Annotated in this window: 13 protein-coding genes; 12 read left to right on the forward strand and 1 reads right to left on the reverse strand. The window is 44.6% G+C overall.

Annotated elements, in window-relative coordinates:
- Positions 1–118 precede the first annotated feature (118 nt).
- From alkA to asmA, 4 genes are all read left to right on the forward strand, one after another.
- Positions 119–967, forward strand: coding sequence for a DNA-3-methyladenine glycosylase 2 (gene alkA / locus ACSEMK_RS20440; RefSeq protein ID WP_213316814.1), 849 nt, complete (start codon positions 119–121; stop codon positions 965–967).
- Between the two features lie 114 nt (positions 968–1,081).
- Positions 1,082–1,723 carry a uridine kinase gene (gene udk / locus ACSEMK_RS20445; protein WP_015365789.1) on the forward strand — a complete coding sequence of 214 codons (642 nt, stop codon included), beginning with the start codon at positions 1,082–1,084 and terminating at the stop codon, positions 1,721–1,723.
- A gap of 90 nt (positions 1,724–1,813) precedes the next feature.
- Entirely contained in the window at positions 1,814–2,395 is a 582-nt protein-coding gene (dcd, locus tag ACSEMK_RS20450) for a dCTP deaminase (protein ID WP_015365790.1), read from the forward strand.
- 27 nt (positions 2,396–2,422) lie between these two features.
- The gene (gene asmA, locus ACSEMK_RS20455; RefSeq protein WP_430914579.1) at positions 2,423–4,270 is read left to right on the forward strand and encodes an outer membrane assembly protein AsmA; all 1,848 of its coding nucleotides are present in this window, start codon (positions 2,423–2,425) and stop codon (positions 4,268–4,270) included.
- 48 nt (positions 4,271–4,318) lie between these two features.
- Here asmA and ACSEMK_RS20460 read toward each other — a convergent pair whose 3' ends face one another.
- Positions 4,319–5,905: a TerC family protein gene (locus tag ACSEMK_RS20460; RefSeq protein WP_430914578.1), complete on the reverse strand. Its 1,587-nt coding sequence runs from the start codon at positions 5,903–5,905 to the stop codon at positions 4,319–4,321.
- An 854-nt stretch (positions 5,906–6,759) separates the two neighbouring features.
- Here ACSEMK_RS20460 and galF point away from each other — a divergent pair.
- From galF to ACSEMK_RS20500, 8 genes are all read left to right on the forward strand, one after another.
- Positions 6,760–7,650, forward strand: a complete 891-nt coding sequence (galF, locus tag ACSEMK_RS20465; protein WP_015706060.1) for a UTP--glucose-1-phosphate uridylyltransferase GalF — start codon at positions 6,760–6,762, stop codon at positions 7,648–7,650.
- 448 nt (positions 7,651–8,098) lie between these two features.
- Positions 8,099–8,728, forward strand: coding sequence for a phosphatase PAP2 family protein (locus ACSEMK_RS20470; RefSeq protein ID WP_430914577.1), 630 nt, complete (start codon positions 8,099–8,101; stop codon positions 8,726–8,728).
- Between the two features lie 919 nt (positions 8,729–9,647).
- A complete protein-coding gene (locus tag ACSEMK_RS20475) occupies positions 9,648–11,087 on the forward strand; it encodes a capsule assembly Wzi family protein (RefSeq protein ID WP_047046462.1) in 1,440 nt (479 codons plus the stop codon).
- A gap of 110 nt (positions 11,088–11,197) precedes the next feature.
- Entirely contained in the window at positions 11,198–12,334 is a 1,137-nt protein-coding gene (locus tag ACSEMK_RS20480) for a polysaccharide export protein (RefSeq protein WP_316424216.1), read from the forward strand.
- Positions 12,335–12,336: 2 nt separating this feature from the next.
- Positions 12,337–12,771 (forward strand): protein tyrosine phosphatase, encoded by a 435-nt coding sequence (locus ACSEMK_RS20485; RefSeq protein WP_072057560.1) that lies wholly within the window; start codon positions 12,337–12,339, stop codon positions 12,769–12,771.
- Between the two features lie 16 nt (positions 12,772–12,787).
- Positions 12,788–14,941 (forward strand): polysaccharide biosynthesis tyrosine autokinase, encoded by a 2,154-nt coding sequence (locus tag ACSEMK_RS20490; RefSeq protein WP_316424215.1) that lies wholly within the window; start codon positions 12,788–12,790, stop codon positions 14,939–14,941.
- A 91-nt stretch (positions 14,942–15,032) separates the two neighbouring features.
- Positions 15,033–16,463, forward strand: coding sequence for an undecaprenyl-phosphate galactose phosphotransferase WbaP (wbaP, locus tag ACSEMK_RS20495; protein WP_316424214.1), 1,431 nt, complete (start codon positions 15,033–15,035; stop codon positions 16,461–16,463).
- A gap of 20 nt (positions 16,464–16,483) precedes the next feature.
- Complete coding sequence (locus ACSEMK_RS20500) at positions 16,484–17,848, forward strand: right-handed parallel beta-helix repeat-containing protein (RefSeq protein WP_316424213.1); 1,365 nt, start codon at positions 16,484–16,486, stop codon at positions 17,846–17,848.
- Positions 17,849–17,882 lie beyond the last annotated feature (34 nt).

Raw genomic sequence — 17,882 nt, forward strand, 5'->3', positions numbered from 1 at the left:
GCCAGTGAAGAAGGGGGGCGACTTTAGCGGATTGCCGCCATGCCGACAACTGGAATTTAAAAGCAAGGCGCATCTGGCGCAGAGCATCTATGCTTGTTGCGATTAATAAGGAGAGTGCATGACATTATTACCCTGGCAACCCCCCTATGACTGGCGATGGATGTTCGCGTTTCTTAGCGCGCGTGCGGTGGCGGGAATTGAAACCTTCCATGAAGATGAATATACCCGCAGCTTTAGTATCGATGGACATCGTGGATTGATCTCGGTTAAAGCGGATGAATGCGGCCAGGGTTTCCGGGTGACGCTCTCTCGCGGACTATTACCGGTAGCAGACCAGTGTCTGGCGCGCGTAACGCAACTGTTGGATTTGGCCTGCGACCCGCAGGAGGTTTCGCAAACCTTAGGCAAACTGGCGCAGCCGCGACCAGGACTTCGCTTGCCGGGGGCGCTGGATGCGTTCGAACAGGCGGTGCGTGCGGTGCTGGGTCAACTGGTGAGTGTAGCGATGGCGGCGAAGCTGACGGCAAAAGTGGCCGCGGTCTATGGAGAAGCGTTAAGTGAAGCGCCAGGCTATGTTGTCTTCCCTGAGCCACAGAAACTGGCGCAAGCCGACCCTTTGGCGCTCAAGGCGTTGGGTATGCCGCTTCGCCGCGCGGAGGCATTGATTCACCTTGGCAAAGCGGCATTGAGCGGTGAATTGCCGCTATCGGCGCCTGCTGATATTGCAACCGGTATGAAGCAGTTGCAGAGCCTGCCTGGCATTGGTCGTTGGACGGCAAATTACTACGCGCTGCGCGGTTGGCAGGCAAAAGATATTTTTCTGCCCGATGACTATCTGATTAAACAGCGTTTTCCTGGAATGACGCCTGCGCGTATTGCCCGCTATGCCAGCCGCTGGCAGCCCTGGCGCTCCTATGCTTTATTGCATATCTGGTATACCGAAGGCTGGACACCGGACGAGGAATAGGCGTACAGGGCGCATATCACTGGTATCGCCGCCCTGAAATCCCTATAATTGCCGCGTTTGACGGTCAACCGTCACCCTCCATCTACATCCAGGTTAATCGGGTCGCAAAAATTTATGACTGATACGTCTCATCAGTGCGTCATTGTAGGCATCGCCGGCGCATCGGCTTCGGGCAAAAGCCTTATCGCCAGCACACTTTATCGTGAATTACGTGAACAAGTTGGCGATGAGCATATTGGCGTTATTCCAGAAGACAGCTATTACAAAGATCAAAGCCATCTGTCGATGGAAGAGCGTGTAAAAACCAACTATGACCATCCGAGCTCGATGGACCATAGCTTGCTGTTCCAGCATTTGCAGACGCTGAAAAGCGGCCAGCCAATTGAATTACCCGTGTATAGCTACGTTGAACATACGCGTATGCCGGAAACTATTCATATTCAACCGAAGAAAGTGATCATTCTGGAGGGGATCCTGCTGTTGACGGATGCCAGACTGCGCAATGAATTAAACTTTTCTATTTTCGTTGATACGCCGCTGGATATCTGTCTGATGCGCCGCATCAAGCGTGATGTTAACGAGCGTGGCCGTTCCATGGACTCGGTGATGGCGCAGTATCAGAAGACGGTGCGGCCAATGTTCCTGCAATTTATTGAACCTTCCAAGCAATATGCTGACATCATTGTCCCGCGCGGCGGTAAAAACCGTATTGCCATCGATATTCTGAAGGCCAAAATCAGTCAGTTCTTTGAATAACACGTACTAATTGTGTAACGTGCAAAGAGAATCCCAATTGCCCTTATTCCCGGAAAGCGTAAGGGCTAGATGCCTTAAAGGAGAAAGCTCATGCGTCTGTGTGACCGAGATATAGAAGCCTGGTTGGATGAAGGGCGCCTGGCAATCAGCCCACGTCCTCCGGTGGATCGAATTAACGGTGCGACCGTTGACGTTCGCTTAGGCAATAAATTCCGTACTTTCCGCGGTCATACGGCGCCATTTATTGACCTGAGCGGCCCGAAGGCGGAAGTGAGCGCGGCGCTGGACCGGGTCATGAGCGAAGAGATCGTATTGCCGGAAGGCGAGGCTTTCTATCTTCATCCTGGAGAATTAGCGCTGGCAGTGACTTATGAGTCTGTAACGCTTCCGGCAGACCTCGTCGGCTGGCTTGATGGCCGTTCGTCGCTGGCGCGTCTCGGACTCATGGTTCACGTCACTGCGCACCGTATTGATCCTGGCTGGTCTGGCTGCATCGTGCTGGAATTCTATAATTCCGGCAAGCTGCCATTGGCGTTGCGTCCAGGAATGCCCATCGGCGCGCTAAGCTTCGAGCCGCTTTCGGGCCCGGCGGCTCGGCCATATAACCGCCGTGAAGACGCTAAATATCGCGACCAGCAGGGCGCGGTGGCTAGTCGAATTGACAAGGATTGATAAAGTTAGCGGCTTATCGAGGATGCCATGAGACGAATTCTGACCACGCTGATGATCTTGTTGACCGTCATTGTCGCGGGGCTCGCTGCGCTGGTGCTGTTGGTCAACCCTAATGACTTCCGCAACTATATGGTGCAGGAAGTGGCGGAGCGTAGCGGCTATCAGCTGAAGCTTGATGGACCGCTGCGTTGGCATGTCTGGCCGCAGCTGAGTATTCTCTCCGGCCGTATGGCGCTGACGGCGCCAGGCGCTTCCGAACCGGTGGTGCGTGCCGATAACATGCGGTTGGATGTTGCGCTGATGCCGCTACTTTCTCATCAGCTGCAAGTGAAGCAGGTGATGCTGAAAGGCGCGGTTATTCAACTGACCGCCAAAACGGAAGCTGTGCGTGACCAGAACGCGCCGGTGGTGCCGCATGACAATACGTTGCCGCAGGCACCGCAAGATCGCGGATGGTCATACGATGTCCGTAAACTGCAGGTGGCCGATAGTGTCCTGTTCTTCCAGCATGAAAATGGCGAACAGGTCACCGTGCGCGATATACGCTTACAAATGGAGCAGGATGACAACCATCTGGCGACGGTTGATTTCTCCGGCAGGGTCAATCGCGATCAACGTGACTTAGCGTTGTCGTTTACAGCCCAGGTCCAGGGCGGCGATTATCCTCACTCTCTGAAAGCGGATTTTTCGCAGCTCAACTGGCAGGTACGTGGTGCGGAGTTGCCGCCGGACGGCCTGAGCGGGCAAGGAAGTTTGCAAGCCAGCTGGATTGAAGAGGCGAAAAAACTCAATTTCGACAATCTCAATCTCACTGCTAATGGCAGCGCAATTACCGGTATCGGTAGCGTTGTGCTGGGGGATAAACCTGACTGGCTGCTAAATCTGAAGGCAACCACTCTGAATCTGGATAGTTTGCTTGCGCAAAGCGCGGCGGCTAATGAAGGCAATGCCGATCAGCGTGGACAAAGCCAGCCGAGACAGTTGCGCCCTGTGATTGCCGATAGCGATATCCAGCAGGATTATCATAGTCTGCTTGGCTTTAATGGCCAGCTGGCGATTTCGGCGGACCAGGTACAGTGGCGCGGTATGCGATTCAGCCAGGTGAGGAGTGATATCACTAACCAGCAGGGGCTGCTGACGGTGAAACAACTGCAGGGTAGTCTGGGGGAAGGGCGTCTCTCGTTACCAGGGGTGCTGGATGTCAGAGGCGACACTGCGCATGCTGCTTTCCAACCGCAACTGGATAATGTAGAAATCGGTACTATCTTGCAGGCGTTTAACTACCCGATTAGCCTGACGGGGAAATTATCCCTGAATGGGGATTTCTCCGGGCCGCGCATTGATGCAGATGACTTCCGTCGCAACTGGCGCGGACAGGCGCAGCTGCAAATGAAGGATACGCGTACCGAAGGGCTCAACTTCCAGCAGCTAGTACAGCAGGCTGTAGCGAGGAGCACCAATGTTCAGGCGCAGGAAAACTTCGATAACGCAACTCAACTTGACGCACTAAGCAGTGATTTAACCCTGAACAATGGCCAGATAACGCTTAACGACTTGCAGGGACAGTCGGCAATGATGGCGTTGAATGGACAAGGCAATCTGAATCTGCTCGCAGAGGATTGCGACATGCATTTCAACGTGCGGGTGTTAGGTGGCTGGAAAGGCGAAAGCAAGCTTATTGATCGCCTCAAGCAGACGGCAATTCCGCTGCGCATTTATGGTAAGTGGCAGTCGTTAAGCTATAGCCTGCAGGTAGATCAGATCCTGCGTAAGCAGTTGCAGGATGAAGCGAGACAGCGTTTGAATGAATGGGCGGAACGCAATAGCAATAGCCAGAACGGCAAAGACGTGAAGAAACTACTCGATAAGCTGTAACCATCAGCCGCCGCGAGTTGCTCGCGGCGGCTGAGCCCTCAACTTCATTCACACTTCATAATCTAATTCATCTTCTACTTCAACCGGCGGGATAATCTGTACTTTCTGCACCCTATGGCTTTCAACTTCCAGTGTACGCAGGGTATAACCGCCGATTTTCACTTCCTCGCCAGCGGCAGGAATATGCTGCAAATACTCCATCAGTAACCCGGCAATCGTGTGGTACTCACGCTTATCATCCAACGGCAGTGGAACGTACTGCACCAGATCTTCCAGCGGCATATGGCCGTTAGCGGTCCAACTGCCATCGGCGTTTTTGTGAATATCATGACGAGCATCGATCTCTTCTACTTCATTAGGCAGATTACCCGCAATGGTTTCCATAACATCGCTGATGGTTACAAGCCCTTCAACGGAGCCAAATTCGTCGACCACAAAAGCAAAGTGCGTCCGCGCCAGGCGGAACTGCTCCAGCGCCGGGAGCAACGGCAAGGTCTCCGGGAAAATAAGCGGTTGGCGCAGCAAAATGTGTAAATCGAGCGGCTCATTACGTAACGACTGCTGTAGCAAGTCGATAACATGAACAACTCCTAAAAGATCTTCATTGTCGTTGCCGCCGGTGACGACAATTCGGGTATGCTGGTTTTTCTCCAGCAGTGCGCGAACTTCCTCTTCGGGCGCGCTTAAGTCGATGTGTTCGATATCATGACGTGAAGTCATAATGCTGCTGACGGTGCGTTGATTCAGATTCAGGACGCGCTCAATCATTAAGCGTTCCTGCGGATTAAACAGCGGGTTTTCTCCCTGGTTCGCGACCATGGTTGCCGTCTCAGCATCAAGCTCAGCGTTCTCTTTACGCCCGCTTAGTAGATTCATCACCGCCTCAGTCGTCCGCTGCCGCATGGTGAGGTTGGCTGTGAGGAAGCGTCGGCGATTGAAGATGGCTAACTGGTTGAACGATTCGATCATTACCGAGAAACCGATGGCGGCATACAGATAGCCTTTCGGGATTGGGAAGCCAAATCCTTCGGCGATCAGGCTAAAACCGATCATCAGCAAAAAGCTCAGGCACAGAATGACAATCGTGGGGTGGCTGTTGACAAAGCGGGTAAGGGCTTTGCTGGCCATTAACATCAGCGTAATGGCGATAATGACCGCGGCCATCATCACCGCCAGATGATCAACCATACCCACTGCGGTAATGACCGAATCCAGCGAGAAAATGGCATCAAGCACGACTATTTGCGTCACCACGCCCCAGAACTTCGCGCCTTTACGCTGGGTGGGGTTATTGCTGTCTTTTCCTTCCAGCCGCTCATTAAGCTCTACGGTGGCTTTAAACAACAGGAACAACCCGCCGAATAACATAATTAAATCACGGGCGCTGAAGCTTAAGTCATGCCAGTTGAAGAGCGGTGTGGTGAGGGTGACTAACCAGGAAATTGACGCCAGCAGAACCAGACGCATCACCATTGCCAACAACAGACCGGTAACGCGTGCACGATCGCGCTGAGCAGGGGGGAGCTTTTCGGCAAGGATCGCAATAAATACCAGGTTATCTATCCCAAGAACCAGTTCGATAACCACAAGCGTAATGAGACCAGCCCAGATTGAGGGATCGGCAATCCATTCCATAATCACTAAGAACCTTTACAACCTAATCGAATCATCTACCGATCATGGATAAGCGCCAGGTAAAATGCAACGTTTTATCGTAGTAATGGGCAGTGGGTTGGGATACAAACGAAAGTTATAACGTAATAAACGATGGTTAAATATCGGGCGTTTAAGATCTATCTGGGCTGTTTCGGAATTAATTAGAAATCCATGCAATTACTGTGCGGTAATAGCAAGGATAAGGAAGAGTTATTAACTACGGGCAATGCCAAAATATTGCCGTATTTTTCACCAAAATGTTATTAAGGGGAATATTCCTACTGAATTCCGTAGCTTGTCAGGACTCGGGTTTAATAAGACCCTTAAGATGGCTCATTGTTGCATAAAAGCAGCAGTATCAGCGATGGTCAACGGGTTAATCCGCGGGTAAGAAGGTTAGTCAGAGAAGCTTTTGTCCAAAGTTTAGACGATTTTACTGATTACTATCGGCAAATTGCTATTTCGCGTGGGATTTGACTTTTCCTGAAGTGGCTCATCACTGTCATTTTTAAGAATGATGGTGTTAAATCCGCAAAGACAGTAGCTTATCATCAGGAGAGTTTGTCAATTATTATTGTTAAATAACAATGTATTAAACGTTGTTTTTGCTCTATTTCCTCAAGCGGCGATTGGCCAGGACAAAAGTGTGAGAATTTTCTTAAAGCTACCTGTCAGCTAGCATTTTTTGCGTGTATTCTTGGACTAAGAGAGTAATTTAGGATTTTGGTTAAAGTCGTGCACGGTACGATGCTGTACCATCACAAACAAATGCCAGTGACATCAACGTTCTGACAAAAATTCGAAAGTTTATAACCATATAGGTGGATGAAATAATGGTGAGTTTGAAAGCAATTATTCCGGTAGCAGGGTTAGGGATGCATATGTTGCCTGCGACCAAAGCGATACCGAAAGAGATGCTGCCGATCGTTGATAAGCCGATGGTTCAGTATATCGTCGATGAGATTGTCGCCGCCGGAATCAAAGAAATTGTGCTGGTCACCCATTCATCTAAGAATGCTGTAGAAAACCATTTCGATACCTCTTATGAGCTGGAAGCGCTGCTGGAGCAACGTGTTAAGCGCCAATTATTAGCCGAAGTGCAGGCGATTTGTCCGCCAGGTGTAACAATAATGAACGTTCGACAAGGTCAGCAACTGGGCCTGGGTCACTCTATCCTCTGTGCGCGTCCGGCGGTTGGCAATAATCCATTTGTTGTGGTGTTACCGGATATCATTCTTGATGGCGCAAGCGCGGATCCACTGCGTTATAACCTCGCGGCAATGGTAGCGCGGTTTAATGAAACCGGGCGCAGCCAGGTTCTGGCCAAACGAATGCCAGGCGATCTCTCCGAGTATTCCGTCATTCAAACCAAAGATGGCTTGAAAGTGGAAGGGGAGATTGGCCGTATTGTTGAATTTATTGAAAAACCAGACGAACCGCAAACGCTCGACTCCGACCTGATGGCCGTTGGCCGTTATGTGCTATCCGCTGATATCTGGGAAGAACTTGAGCGTACTGAACCTGGCGCATGGGGTCGTATTCAGCTGACAGACGCTATTGCTGCCCTGGCGAAGAAACAGTCTGTCGATGCCATGTTGATGACCGGCGAGAGCTACGATTGCGGCAAAAAAATGGGTTACATGCAGGCGTTTGTAAGCTACGGCTTACGTAACCATAAAGAAGGAACCAAATTCCGCGAGAGCATCAAAAAGCTGCTGGCGTGAAACTAAACGGTTAATACGAGCGAGAGCTGGCGTACAGGTGACATCACTATGTTGAGTGCCACGCCAGCATTATAAGATCCAACTGAAATGAAACCGAGATTCTTATTTATTCGGTTCATTAATTGCAATGAAGAATTTTCATCTCAGTTGAATCTTATTGAGTACGTAGACGTAACGGCTTATCGGTGATTGTCGCGCGTGGGGCTGTCATTTGGTCAGATGAGTCAAAAAATTGCTTAACTGATAGTTGTTTAGTGCGCTCTTTCTTAAACAAGCGCACTGCAGCACAGTTAGAGATGCGAAATAAAACTTGACTGAGATCATGTTTAGCCATTAAACAACGGTGATGTATGCATATAAACGTGATGTTAATGGATGAATATGCCCATAAGGAATTCATGGATAAGGTACAGGGAAAAGGGATGTATCGTCAGAGGATGAAGCGTAAATGAACTGGCAATTTGTCTCTTTTTTTGGCGATAGTACCGTGTTACTGCCCAGCGCGGTGGTGCTGTTCGCGGTGCTGGTGCTTCGTAAAACATCCCGGACGCTGGCCTGGCAATGGGCGTTGCTTTTTGGGATTACGGGAACTGTCGTGTGCATTTCAAAGCTGGCTTTTATGGGCTGGGGGATTGGCATACGTGAAATCGATTTTACTGGTTTCAGCGGACATACCGCGCTCTCTACCGCATTTTGGCCAATACTCATATGGCTGTTAACTTCCCGTGCTTCATCATCCCTTCGCGGGGGGGCCGTACTTATGGGCTTTGTTCTTGCGGGCATTGTTGGTTATTCCCGTTTGATGATTCATGCACATTCGGTATCTGAAGTAGTAAGTGGATTTATGCTGGGCGCTTGCGGAAGTTTGACTTTTCTGCTGTTGCAATGGCGTACGCCGGCCTCACGCTCTGCGCAGATTTCATGGATGGGGGCGTTGAGCGTGGTCATCATCCCGCTCATATTATTAAACACTGGGGTTAAAGCGCCGACGCAGTCGTTGTTAGGCGAGGTTGCAACTATGATCGGACCATTTGAGAAGCCATTCACCAGAGCCGATCTACATAAGCATATATATTAATCATACTGGTTCGATAAGTTTACAAATTAACTGCTGTAGTGATTAGTATGATAAATAGCTTGTCCATCGATAACATGGGGATTTTAGAATCGTGACTTTCATAATGGTGAAACATAATAATGGTAACAGACTATCTGAAAGCACGGTTCAGCATGTTATTACGAGTAAGATGATTCTTAAATGAAAAGAGAATAACGGAAATCAGAGTTGTCGTTCTGGAACCCAAAAAAGAAGTGGGTAATGATAGCTATCATATTTTGTAGTTGACTACTGCATGGTTATTTTTTTCTTAAACAAAGGATTTATTTTTATCCCTTTAAAATCATGTGGTTACAAGGCGTTGCGCTTTGAGTGGTAATAATCTGGCCGGTTGCTGAGAGATTCCATTAAATAATCTTATTAACAGATGAATCCTTGCCGGTAAAAATGAAAAATATCGCTTTATCCGCTTTGTAGGGTTGAATTTATACTCCCAATTAAGAGAAGAATCTCGTAAACTCGAGGCGGTAAAAAATAATTGCTGTGGTTAATTCACCAACAGTCAATGTAAAGAAAATTGCTGGGTTAGAGGTACAGTGCGTTGGTAGCTGTTAAGCCAAGGGCGGTAGCGTATCCTGACACTCACGGTACCCAGCGTTTTGAATACTCATCCTACGCTTAGCGACGTGGTCAGACTTCTGATCATGTGCACATTATTGAGGCCATGAAAGTAGCCTTAGCAACCAATATCGCTTACATTATGAATGCGTTAAGTTCACATCCGTTTGCAGCAAACCGCTCGTGCTTGAGGAGTTGTCCATCGAGGCAATGGATCGCTGTTGTAAAAAAAGGCTTGTCGAACTCATAAGCTCCTGATTCTTAAAAATCCCCATTGCCGTACCCACCTGGTGGGAAGGGACTCGTAAATGGAACTTGAACAATGATAAAAATTGCTCGTATCGCACTTGCTTTGGGTCTGGTTGCATCAGTTAGCTCGCAGGTATATGCAGCAGGATTGGTGCAAAATGATAATGAACTTCGCAACGACCTGGCATGGTTATCCGATCGCGGAGTCATTCATCTAAGTCTCTCCACCTGGCCGCTCAGCCAGGAAGAAATTACCCGAGCGCTGAAAAAAGCAAAACCTTCATATTCCTCTGAACAAGTTGTCCTTGCGCGCATCAATCAACGTCTTTCTAATTTGAAGGCGGATTTTCGCGTAAGCGGCTATACGTCGACTGACCAACCAGGAACACCGCAGGGATTTGGCCAAAGTCAACCAGCGGATAACTCCTTGTCTCTTGCCTTCAACAACAGCGGTGAGTGGTGGGATGTACATCTACAGGGGAATGTCGAAGGCGGGGAGCGAATTAGCAATGGATCACGTTTTAATGCCAACGGCGCTTATGGCGCAGTCAAGTTCTGGAACCAGTGGTTATCATTCGGGCAGGTGCCTCAGTGGTGGGGCCCTGGTTATGAAGGTAGCCTGATTCGTGGCGATGCGGCCAGACCGATGACCGGTTTTTTAATGCAACGTGCTGAGCAAGCTGCTCCTGAGACATGGTGGCTGCGCTGGATTGGTCCGTGGCAGTATCAGATTTCCGCTAGCCAGATGAACCAATACACGGCCGTACCTCATACCAAAATTATCGGTGGCCGTTTTACCTTTACCCCGTTCCAGTCACTTGAGCTTGGCGCTTCAAGAATAATGCAGTGGGGGGGGGAGGGACGCCCTCAGTCGTTTAGCAACTTCTGGGATGGGTTCACCGGTAAAGACAACACCTCAGCCAACGACCCAAATGAACCGGGCAACCAACTTGCCGGTTTTGATTTTAAGTTTAAGCTCGAACCTACCCTGGGCTGGCCGGTGAGTTTCTATGGCCAAATGATTGGCGAAGATGAGTCAGGATTCTTACCTTCGGCGAATATGTATCTTGGTGGTATTGAAGGCCACCACGGCTGGGGTAAAGATGCGATTAACTGGTATGTGGAAGCGCATGATACCCGTACGAATATGAGTCGCACCAATTACAGTTATACCCATCACATCTATAAAGATGGTTATTATCAGCAAGGCTATCCACTTGGTGACGCGATGGGGGGTGATGGCCAGTTGTTTGCAGGCAAAGTTGAGTTGGTGACTGAAGATAATCAACGCTGGAGTACCCGTCTGGTGTACGCGAAAGTGAACCCGGAAAATCAGACTATCAATAAAGCGTTTCCTAATTCAGACACCTTAAAAGGGATACAGTTGGGCTGGAGTGGCGATGTCTATAAATCTGTTCGATTGAATACTAATCTTTGGTATACCAATGCCGATAACAGCGATAGTGACGATGTTGGCGCCAGTGCAGGGATAGAGATTCCATTTAGTTTATAGGCTGGATGCTGAGAAGAGGGTAAGGATTACTGATTGTAAATTGTTAATCGGTAAAACTCAGACAGCAAATCAGTAATTGAAAAAATTTGGTTTATTGATGATGTGACATTATGAAGAAAAAAATTGTTAGGGTTTCAGCAGTGGCATTGGCAATTAGCTTTTTGACGGGGTGTACTATTGTTCCGGGTCAGGGGCTGAACAGCTTACGCAAAAATGTAGTTGAACTTCCGGATAGCGATTATGACCTGGACAAGTTGGTGAACGTATATCCAATGACTCCGAGTTTGGTGGAGCAGCTTAGACCTGAGACTGTGTTGGCTCGCCCAAACCCCCAATTAGATAACTTATTGAAAAATTATGAGTACCGTATTGGGGTGGGGGACGTACTAATGGTCACTGTATGGGATCATCCAGAGTTAACTACACCAGCTGGCCAGTATCGTAGTGCAAGTGACACAGGCAACTGGGTAAATTCTGACGGCTCAATATTTTATCCTTATATAGGTAAAGTTCAGGTAGCAGGAAAACCGTTGAGTCAAGTTAGACAAGAAATAGCGAGCAGATTGACAACATACATCGAGAGTCCACAAGTCGACATCAGCGTGGCAGCTTTCCGCTCTCAAAAAGCATATGTTACAGGTGAAGTGGTTAAATCAGGTCAACAACCGATAACCAATATACCGCTGACAGTTATGGACGCAATAAATAACGCGGGTGGGTTAGCACCTGATGCTGATTGGAGAAATGTAGTCCTGACGCATAATGGTAAAGATACTAAGATTTCATTATATGCTTTGATGCAAAAAGGAGATTTAACTCAAAACCACTTACTGTATCCGGGTGATATTTTGTTTGTACCAAGAAATGATGATCTCAAGGTATTTGTAATGGGAGAAGTGGGCAAGCAAAGCACCATGAAAATGGATCGAAGTGGCATGACGCTTGCAGAAGCTCTAGGGAATGCAGAAGGAATTTCCCAAGCAATGAGCGATGCAACAGGAGTATTTGTTGTTCGCCAGCTTAAGGGTGATAAACAGGGCAAAATTGCTAATATTTACCAACTTAATGCTCAAGATGCATCCGCAATGGTATTAGGTACTGAATTCCAATTACAGCCATATGACATTGTTTATGTTACAACAGCTCCGCTGGTTAGATGGAACCGCGTTATTTCACAATTGGTACCAACAATTAGTGGTGTGCATGATATGACTGAAACTGTTAGATATATCAAAACGTGGCCATAATAATGTTTGATTCCATATTAGTGATCTGTACAGGTAACATTTGTCGCTCTCCAATAGGAGAGCGAATACTACGTAGTATTTTTCCAGACAAAAAAATTGATTCAGCTGGTGTTGGTGCATTGGTAGGTCATGCAGCAGATAATTCAGCGATAAGGGTAGCTAGTAACCATGGCATATCCCTTGAAGGACATAAAGCAATACAATTTACTAGTGCTTTGGGTCGACAATACGATCTGCTACTTGTAATGGAAACTGAGCATTTAGAACAAGTTAGTCGAATTGCACCAGAGGTTAGAGGCAAGACGATGCTACTTGGACATTGGCTGCAAGGAAAAGAAATCCCCGATCCTTATCGCAAAAGTGATGAGGCATTTGAGTCGGTGTATCGATTAATAGACCAAAGCTGCCAGCACTGGGCAGAGAAACTAGGTAGATAATTCAGGAATTTTCTGCATGGCATCATTAAATAACAATACTTCGCAAGATAGTAACGACATTGATTTCGGGCGGCTGATTGGTGAGTTGATTGACCATAAAAAACTCATCATTGCTGTTACTGCTGGTTTTACAGTACTGGCGGTCTTGTACTCACTGTTAGCTACTCCAATATATCAAGCAAATGCTTTAATTCAAGTTGAGCAAAAACAAGGGAATGCACTTTTAGACAGTCTCAGTCAGATGTTGCCCGATAGTCAACCTCAGTCTGCACCTGAAATAGCATTACTACAATCGCGAATGATTCTTGGCAAATCTGTTGATGATTTAAATCTTCAAGCTCAGACAGAGCAGATTTACTTTCCCGTGTTTGGGAAAGGTTTATCCAGAATACTAGGTGAAAAACGAGGCAAAATAAATGTATCCAGGCTGTATTTGCCAAAAAGCCTGAAAGGCGATACACCTGAAATCATACTGACAGTTAAGGATAAAAATAATTACCAAATTGAAAGTGGTGATTTGGTCATTAATGGAATTGTTGGTAAGTTGATTGAAGATAAAGGAATATCATTATTAGTTCAATCAATTGACGCAGAACCGGGAACACAATTTAAAATAAGATACTTACCACGACTTTTAGCAATAAGTAATCTTCAAGATTCCTTTAGCGTTGTCGATCAAGGCAAAGATACCGGGATGCTTAATTTGACATTAACCGGAGATGATCCTGAGCTTATTGCTCACATGTTAGATAATATTAGTCAAAATTATCTAACACAGAATGTTGATCGGCAAGCAGCACAAGATGCAAAGAGTTTAGAGTTTTTGAGTAATCAGTTGCCGACTGTTCGCTCTGATTTAGATGCTGCTGAGGATAAATTAAATGCATACAGGAAACAAAAAGACTCAGTTGATTTGTCTATGGAGGCAAAATCAGTACTTGATCAAATTGTAAATGTCGATAACCAATTGAATACATTGACATTTAAAGAGGCTGAAATTTCGCAGTTATATACGAAAGAGCATCCTACATATAAAGCATTGATGGAAAAACGTAAAACTCTGCAACAAGAAAAAGGAAAACTAAGTAAGCGCGTAAGCGCGATGCCATCAACTCAACAAGAAGTACTCCGATTAAGCCGTGATGTTGAGTCAGGGCGAGCTGTGTATATGCAGTTACTCAACCGGCAACAGGAGTTAAGTATTGCTAAATCGAGTGCTATTGGTAATGTCCGTATAATTGATCAGGCAATAACAGAACCGAGTCCGGTAAAACCCAAAAAAATCCTTGTTATCGTAATCGGAATTATATTGGGGTTATTTATTTCGGTAGGGCTTGTATTGATTCGTGTCGTCTTACGTAGAGGAATCGAATCTCCTGAACAATTAGAAGAACTCGGTGTAAATGTTTATGCAAGTGTACCGGTTTCTGAATGGTTAACAAAACAAAATAGCGGAAAAATTAAGCGCAATAAAAATCAATCCAGCACTTTACTTGCTGTAGAGAATCCAGCTGATTTGGCTGTTGAGGCTATCCGTAGTTTACGTACCAGTCTTCACTTTGCAATGATGGAAGCAAAGAATAATGTTCTTATGATTTCTGGTGCTAGCCCTAATGCAGGTAAAACTTTTATTAGTACTAATTTAGCTGCAATAATTGCTTTAACAGGAAAAAAAGTTCTCTTTGTGGATGCTGATTTACGTAAGGGCTATGTACACAAAATGTTGGGTAAACAGCATGCCAAGGGACTTTCTGAGATATTATCTGGTCAAGAATCAATTGAAAAAGTCATCGAACGAGTTCCCGGTGGCGAATTTGATTATATCGGCCGTGGACAAATACCTCCGAATCCTGCTGAATTGCTAATGCATACCCGTTTCTCTGACATGATCGAATGGGCATCAAGTAATTATGACCTTGTAATTGTCGACACACCACCAATTCTTGCAGTTACCGATGCTGCAATCATTGGTCGCTACGCAGGAACGACATTGCTGGTTGCTCGTTTCGAGGCTAATACTACGAAAGAAATCTCAGTAAGTGTTAAGCGATTTGAACAAAGTGGTGTCAATATTAAAGGTTGTATATTGAATGGTGTGTTAAAGAAAGCTAGTAGCTATTATGGTTATGGATATAATCATTATGGTTATTCATATTCAAATAAAGAATAATAAATTTTTATGATATTAAAGGTGAGCAATATAGCTCACCTTAAATATTGTCATATACAATTTAAATCTCTATGTGTACACAGAGGGAGCTATGACGCACTTTTCTAAAAATATAACTTGCAGCGTAATCCTCGCGCTTGCCGATTTTTTTGGCTTTGTTCTCTCTTTATATCTTTCCTTAGGAATTCTTTCAGTTACGCTAAGTCACTTTGAAGAACGCGTGCCAGAAGAACAAATATCCGGGTGGGTTGCTTTACATTGGCTGCTGGGAGTATGTTGCATATGCTGGTATGGAGTACGACTCAGACATTATTTTTATCGGAAAACATTTTGGTTTGAATTAAAAGAAATATTGCGGACATTAATAATTTTTGCTGTTATAGAGATCGCTGTCATTGCATTTGCTAAATGGTATTTTTCAAGATATGTATGGTTGCTGACATGGTTATTTGCCCTTGCTTTAGTTCCATTGTCAAGAATCGCTGCAAAATGGATACTCAAAAAGATTGGGCTATGGCTAAGGGATACTTGGATTGTTGGCAGTGGTAAAAATGCATTAGATGCATATAATGCGATACAAAGTGAAAAAAACCTTGGTTTAAATATTGTTGGTTTTATTTCAGATGGTGAGCAACAGGATTTAATAAAAGAAAAGTTAAAAAATGCAAATGTTTTGAAGCCAGAAGAAAACTGGCTGAATAGCATTGATAAAAGAACACAGTTCATTGTAGCAGTAGAAGCAAATCAAGGCGATGTACGAAATGCTTGGTTAAGAGATTTCATGATTAAAGGATACCGATTCGTATCGGTTATTCCAACGTTACGGGGTGTACCACTCGACAGTACGGATATGTCATTTATTTTTAGTCATGAGGTAATGATATTCCGAGTTCAACAAAATTTAGCGAAGCTTTCGTCAAGAATACTTAAACGAACTTTTGATATTTTAGGGTCAATAAGTATTATAGTGATATTGTCACCACTTCTGATATATATCAGCCGCAAGGTTAAAAAGGATGGTGGGCCGGCAATTTATGGTCATGAACGAGTAGGGAAAGACGGTAAATCCTTTAAATGCTTGAAATTTCGTTCAATGGTTGTTAATTCAAAGCAGGTTTTGGAAGAGTTACTCCTTACAGATGCTGATGCTAAAGCGGAATGGGATGCAACATTTAAGTTAAAAAATGATCCACGAATTACCAAGATTGGTCAATTCCTGAGGAAAACGAGTTTGGATGAGTTACCTCAGTTGTTTAATGTTTTAAAAGGTGAGATGAGCCTGGTTGGCCCCAGACCAATTATCACTGCTGAGTTAGAAAGATATAACGATGAAGTGGAGTACTACCTTCTGAGCAAACCAGGAATGACTGGATTATGGCAGGTAAGTGGTAGAAGTGATGTTGACTATGACACACGAGTATATCTCGATGCTTGGTATGTTAAAAACTGGTCAATGTGGAATGATATAGCCATATTATTCAAAACAATTACAGTTGTTTTGAAAAAAGATGGTGCTTATTAATAATTACTGTGGGTGTGAACATGAATAGAAGAGCATTCTTGTTATCAACAATTTCTAGTGTAGCATTAAGCAGTCAGTTTGCACGCGCAGTAACAATAAATAATACTAAAAAAAATTTATCAGAATTATTTAAAGGTCAAAATAGTAAGAAAATTGTAATCCCTTCTGGAGATTATTACTTTGATGGAACATCTATTAACATTAGCTCGATGTCAGAAATAATTTTCTCAGATGGGGCTAATATTTATATTAATACACAAAAAAGTAATAATAGCACTGCGATATTTAATATTAAAGATGCTAAAAATATACAGATTTCAGGAGGGACCTTCATTGCTGAAGACGATATGATGGTAGTAGTACAGTGTATAGACTATGTTAAAGATATCACTGTAAAAAAAATCAAATGTATAGGGTGTAGGATTTTTGCTTCCAAAATGACACAAAGATATTCTGATATTCTTATCGGAAAAATAAGTCAGGATATAAATGTGTCATCTTGTAGCGCTAATGCAAAACAAATAAAAACTAATCATGCCTGTATTGAACTTAGTTATATAAATGGAGGGCGGTGTAGTAATAATATAATCTCAGCTTTCTATCATGGAGTTATGTTCTGGGGGGGGGATTCGGATCCCGTTAAAGATGGTGAGCCGAATAATGAAAGAAAATGTACGGAATTAGTAATTAATAATAATATAATTCGTGATGTTAGATTAGGGGGAATTTGGGGGTCAATGGGGGATCGTGTAAACATTGCTGCAAATTATGTAGAAAACGGCGGTGATGTGGGTATCGATTTTGAAGGTTGTAACAATAGCATTGCTAAAAATAATATTGTCAAAAATTTTAAGCATGGCTGTTTAGCTACTTTTTTTATATGCGATAATATTATATTTAAAAATAATCTTGCACTTAACACTGGTGTTTATGGCAAATCGATTGCTGCCATATTTAATGCTAGTCAAAGACCTCTTAATAAAAATATTAACTTTATCGGTAATGTGTTTGTTAGTGAAGGTTTGATTTCGTATTTCAAACAAAATGGTGCGGCTGATTATTTAAATGTTAGAAATAATTATTTTGGCAATGTGGTTGTTGATTTTACTAGCAATAATAATGGCGATATTGACATTTCCGATAATAAGTTTAAATATGATACTGTAATTGATGAACTGGCTAGCACAATCAAGGTTGGAAATGTTAAGAAGCCGAATGCAAGCATAACAATTGCTAATAATTCGTTCATAAATGTTCCATCAAAAAATTTTAAAGCTATACAGTTTTTTAAGACTGAGATAAATAAGAAATTGAGTGTAAAAACGAATAACAATGTATTAAATGATATTTTAATAAATAAAGAGCAAATATCATATCAAAATTGATTTTTTGAAATTAAGAATATAAAAATGGATAAGA

The organism is Klebsiella sp. K-3 (assembly GCF_051207495.1).
Classification (GTDB): domain Bacteria; phylum Pseudomonadota; class Gammaproteobacteria; order Enterobacterales; family Enterobacteriaceae; genus Klebsiella; species Klebsiella aerogenes.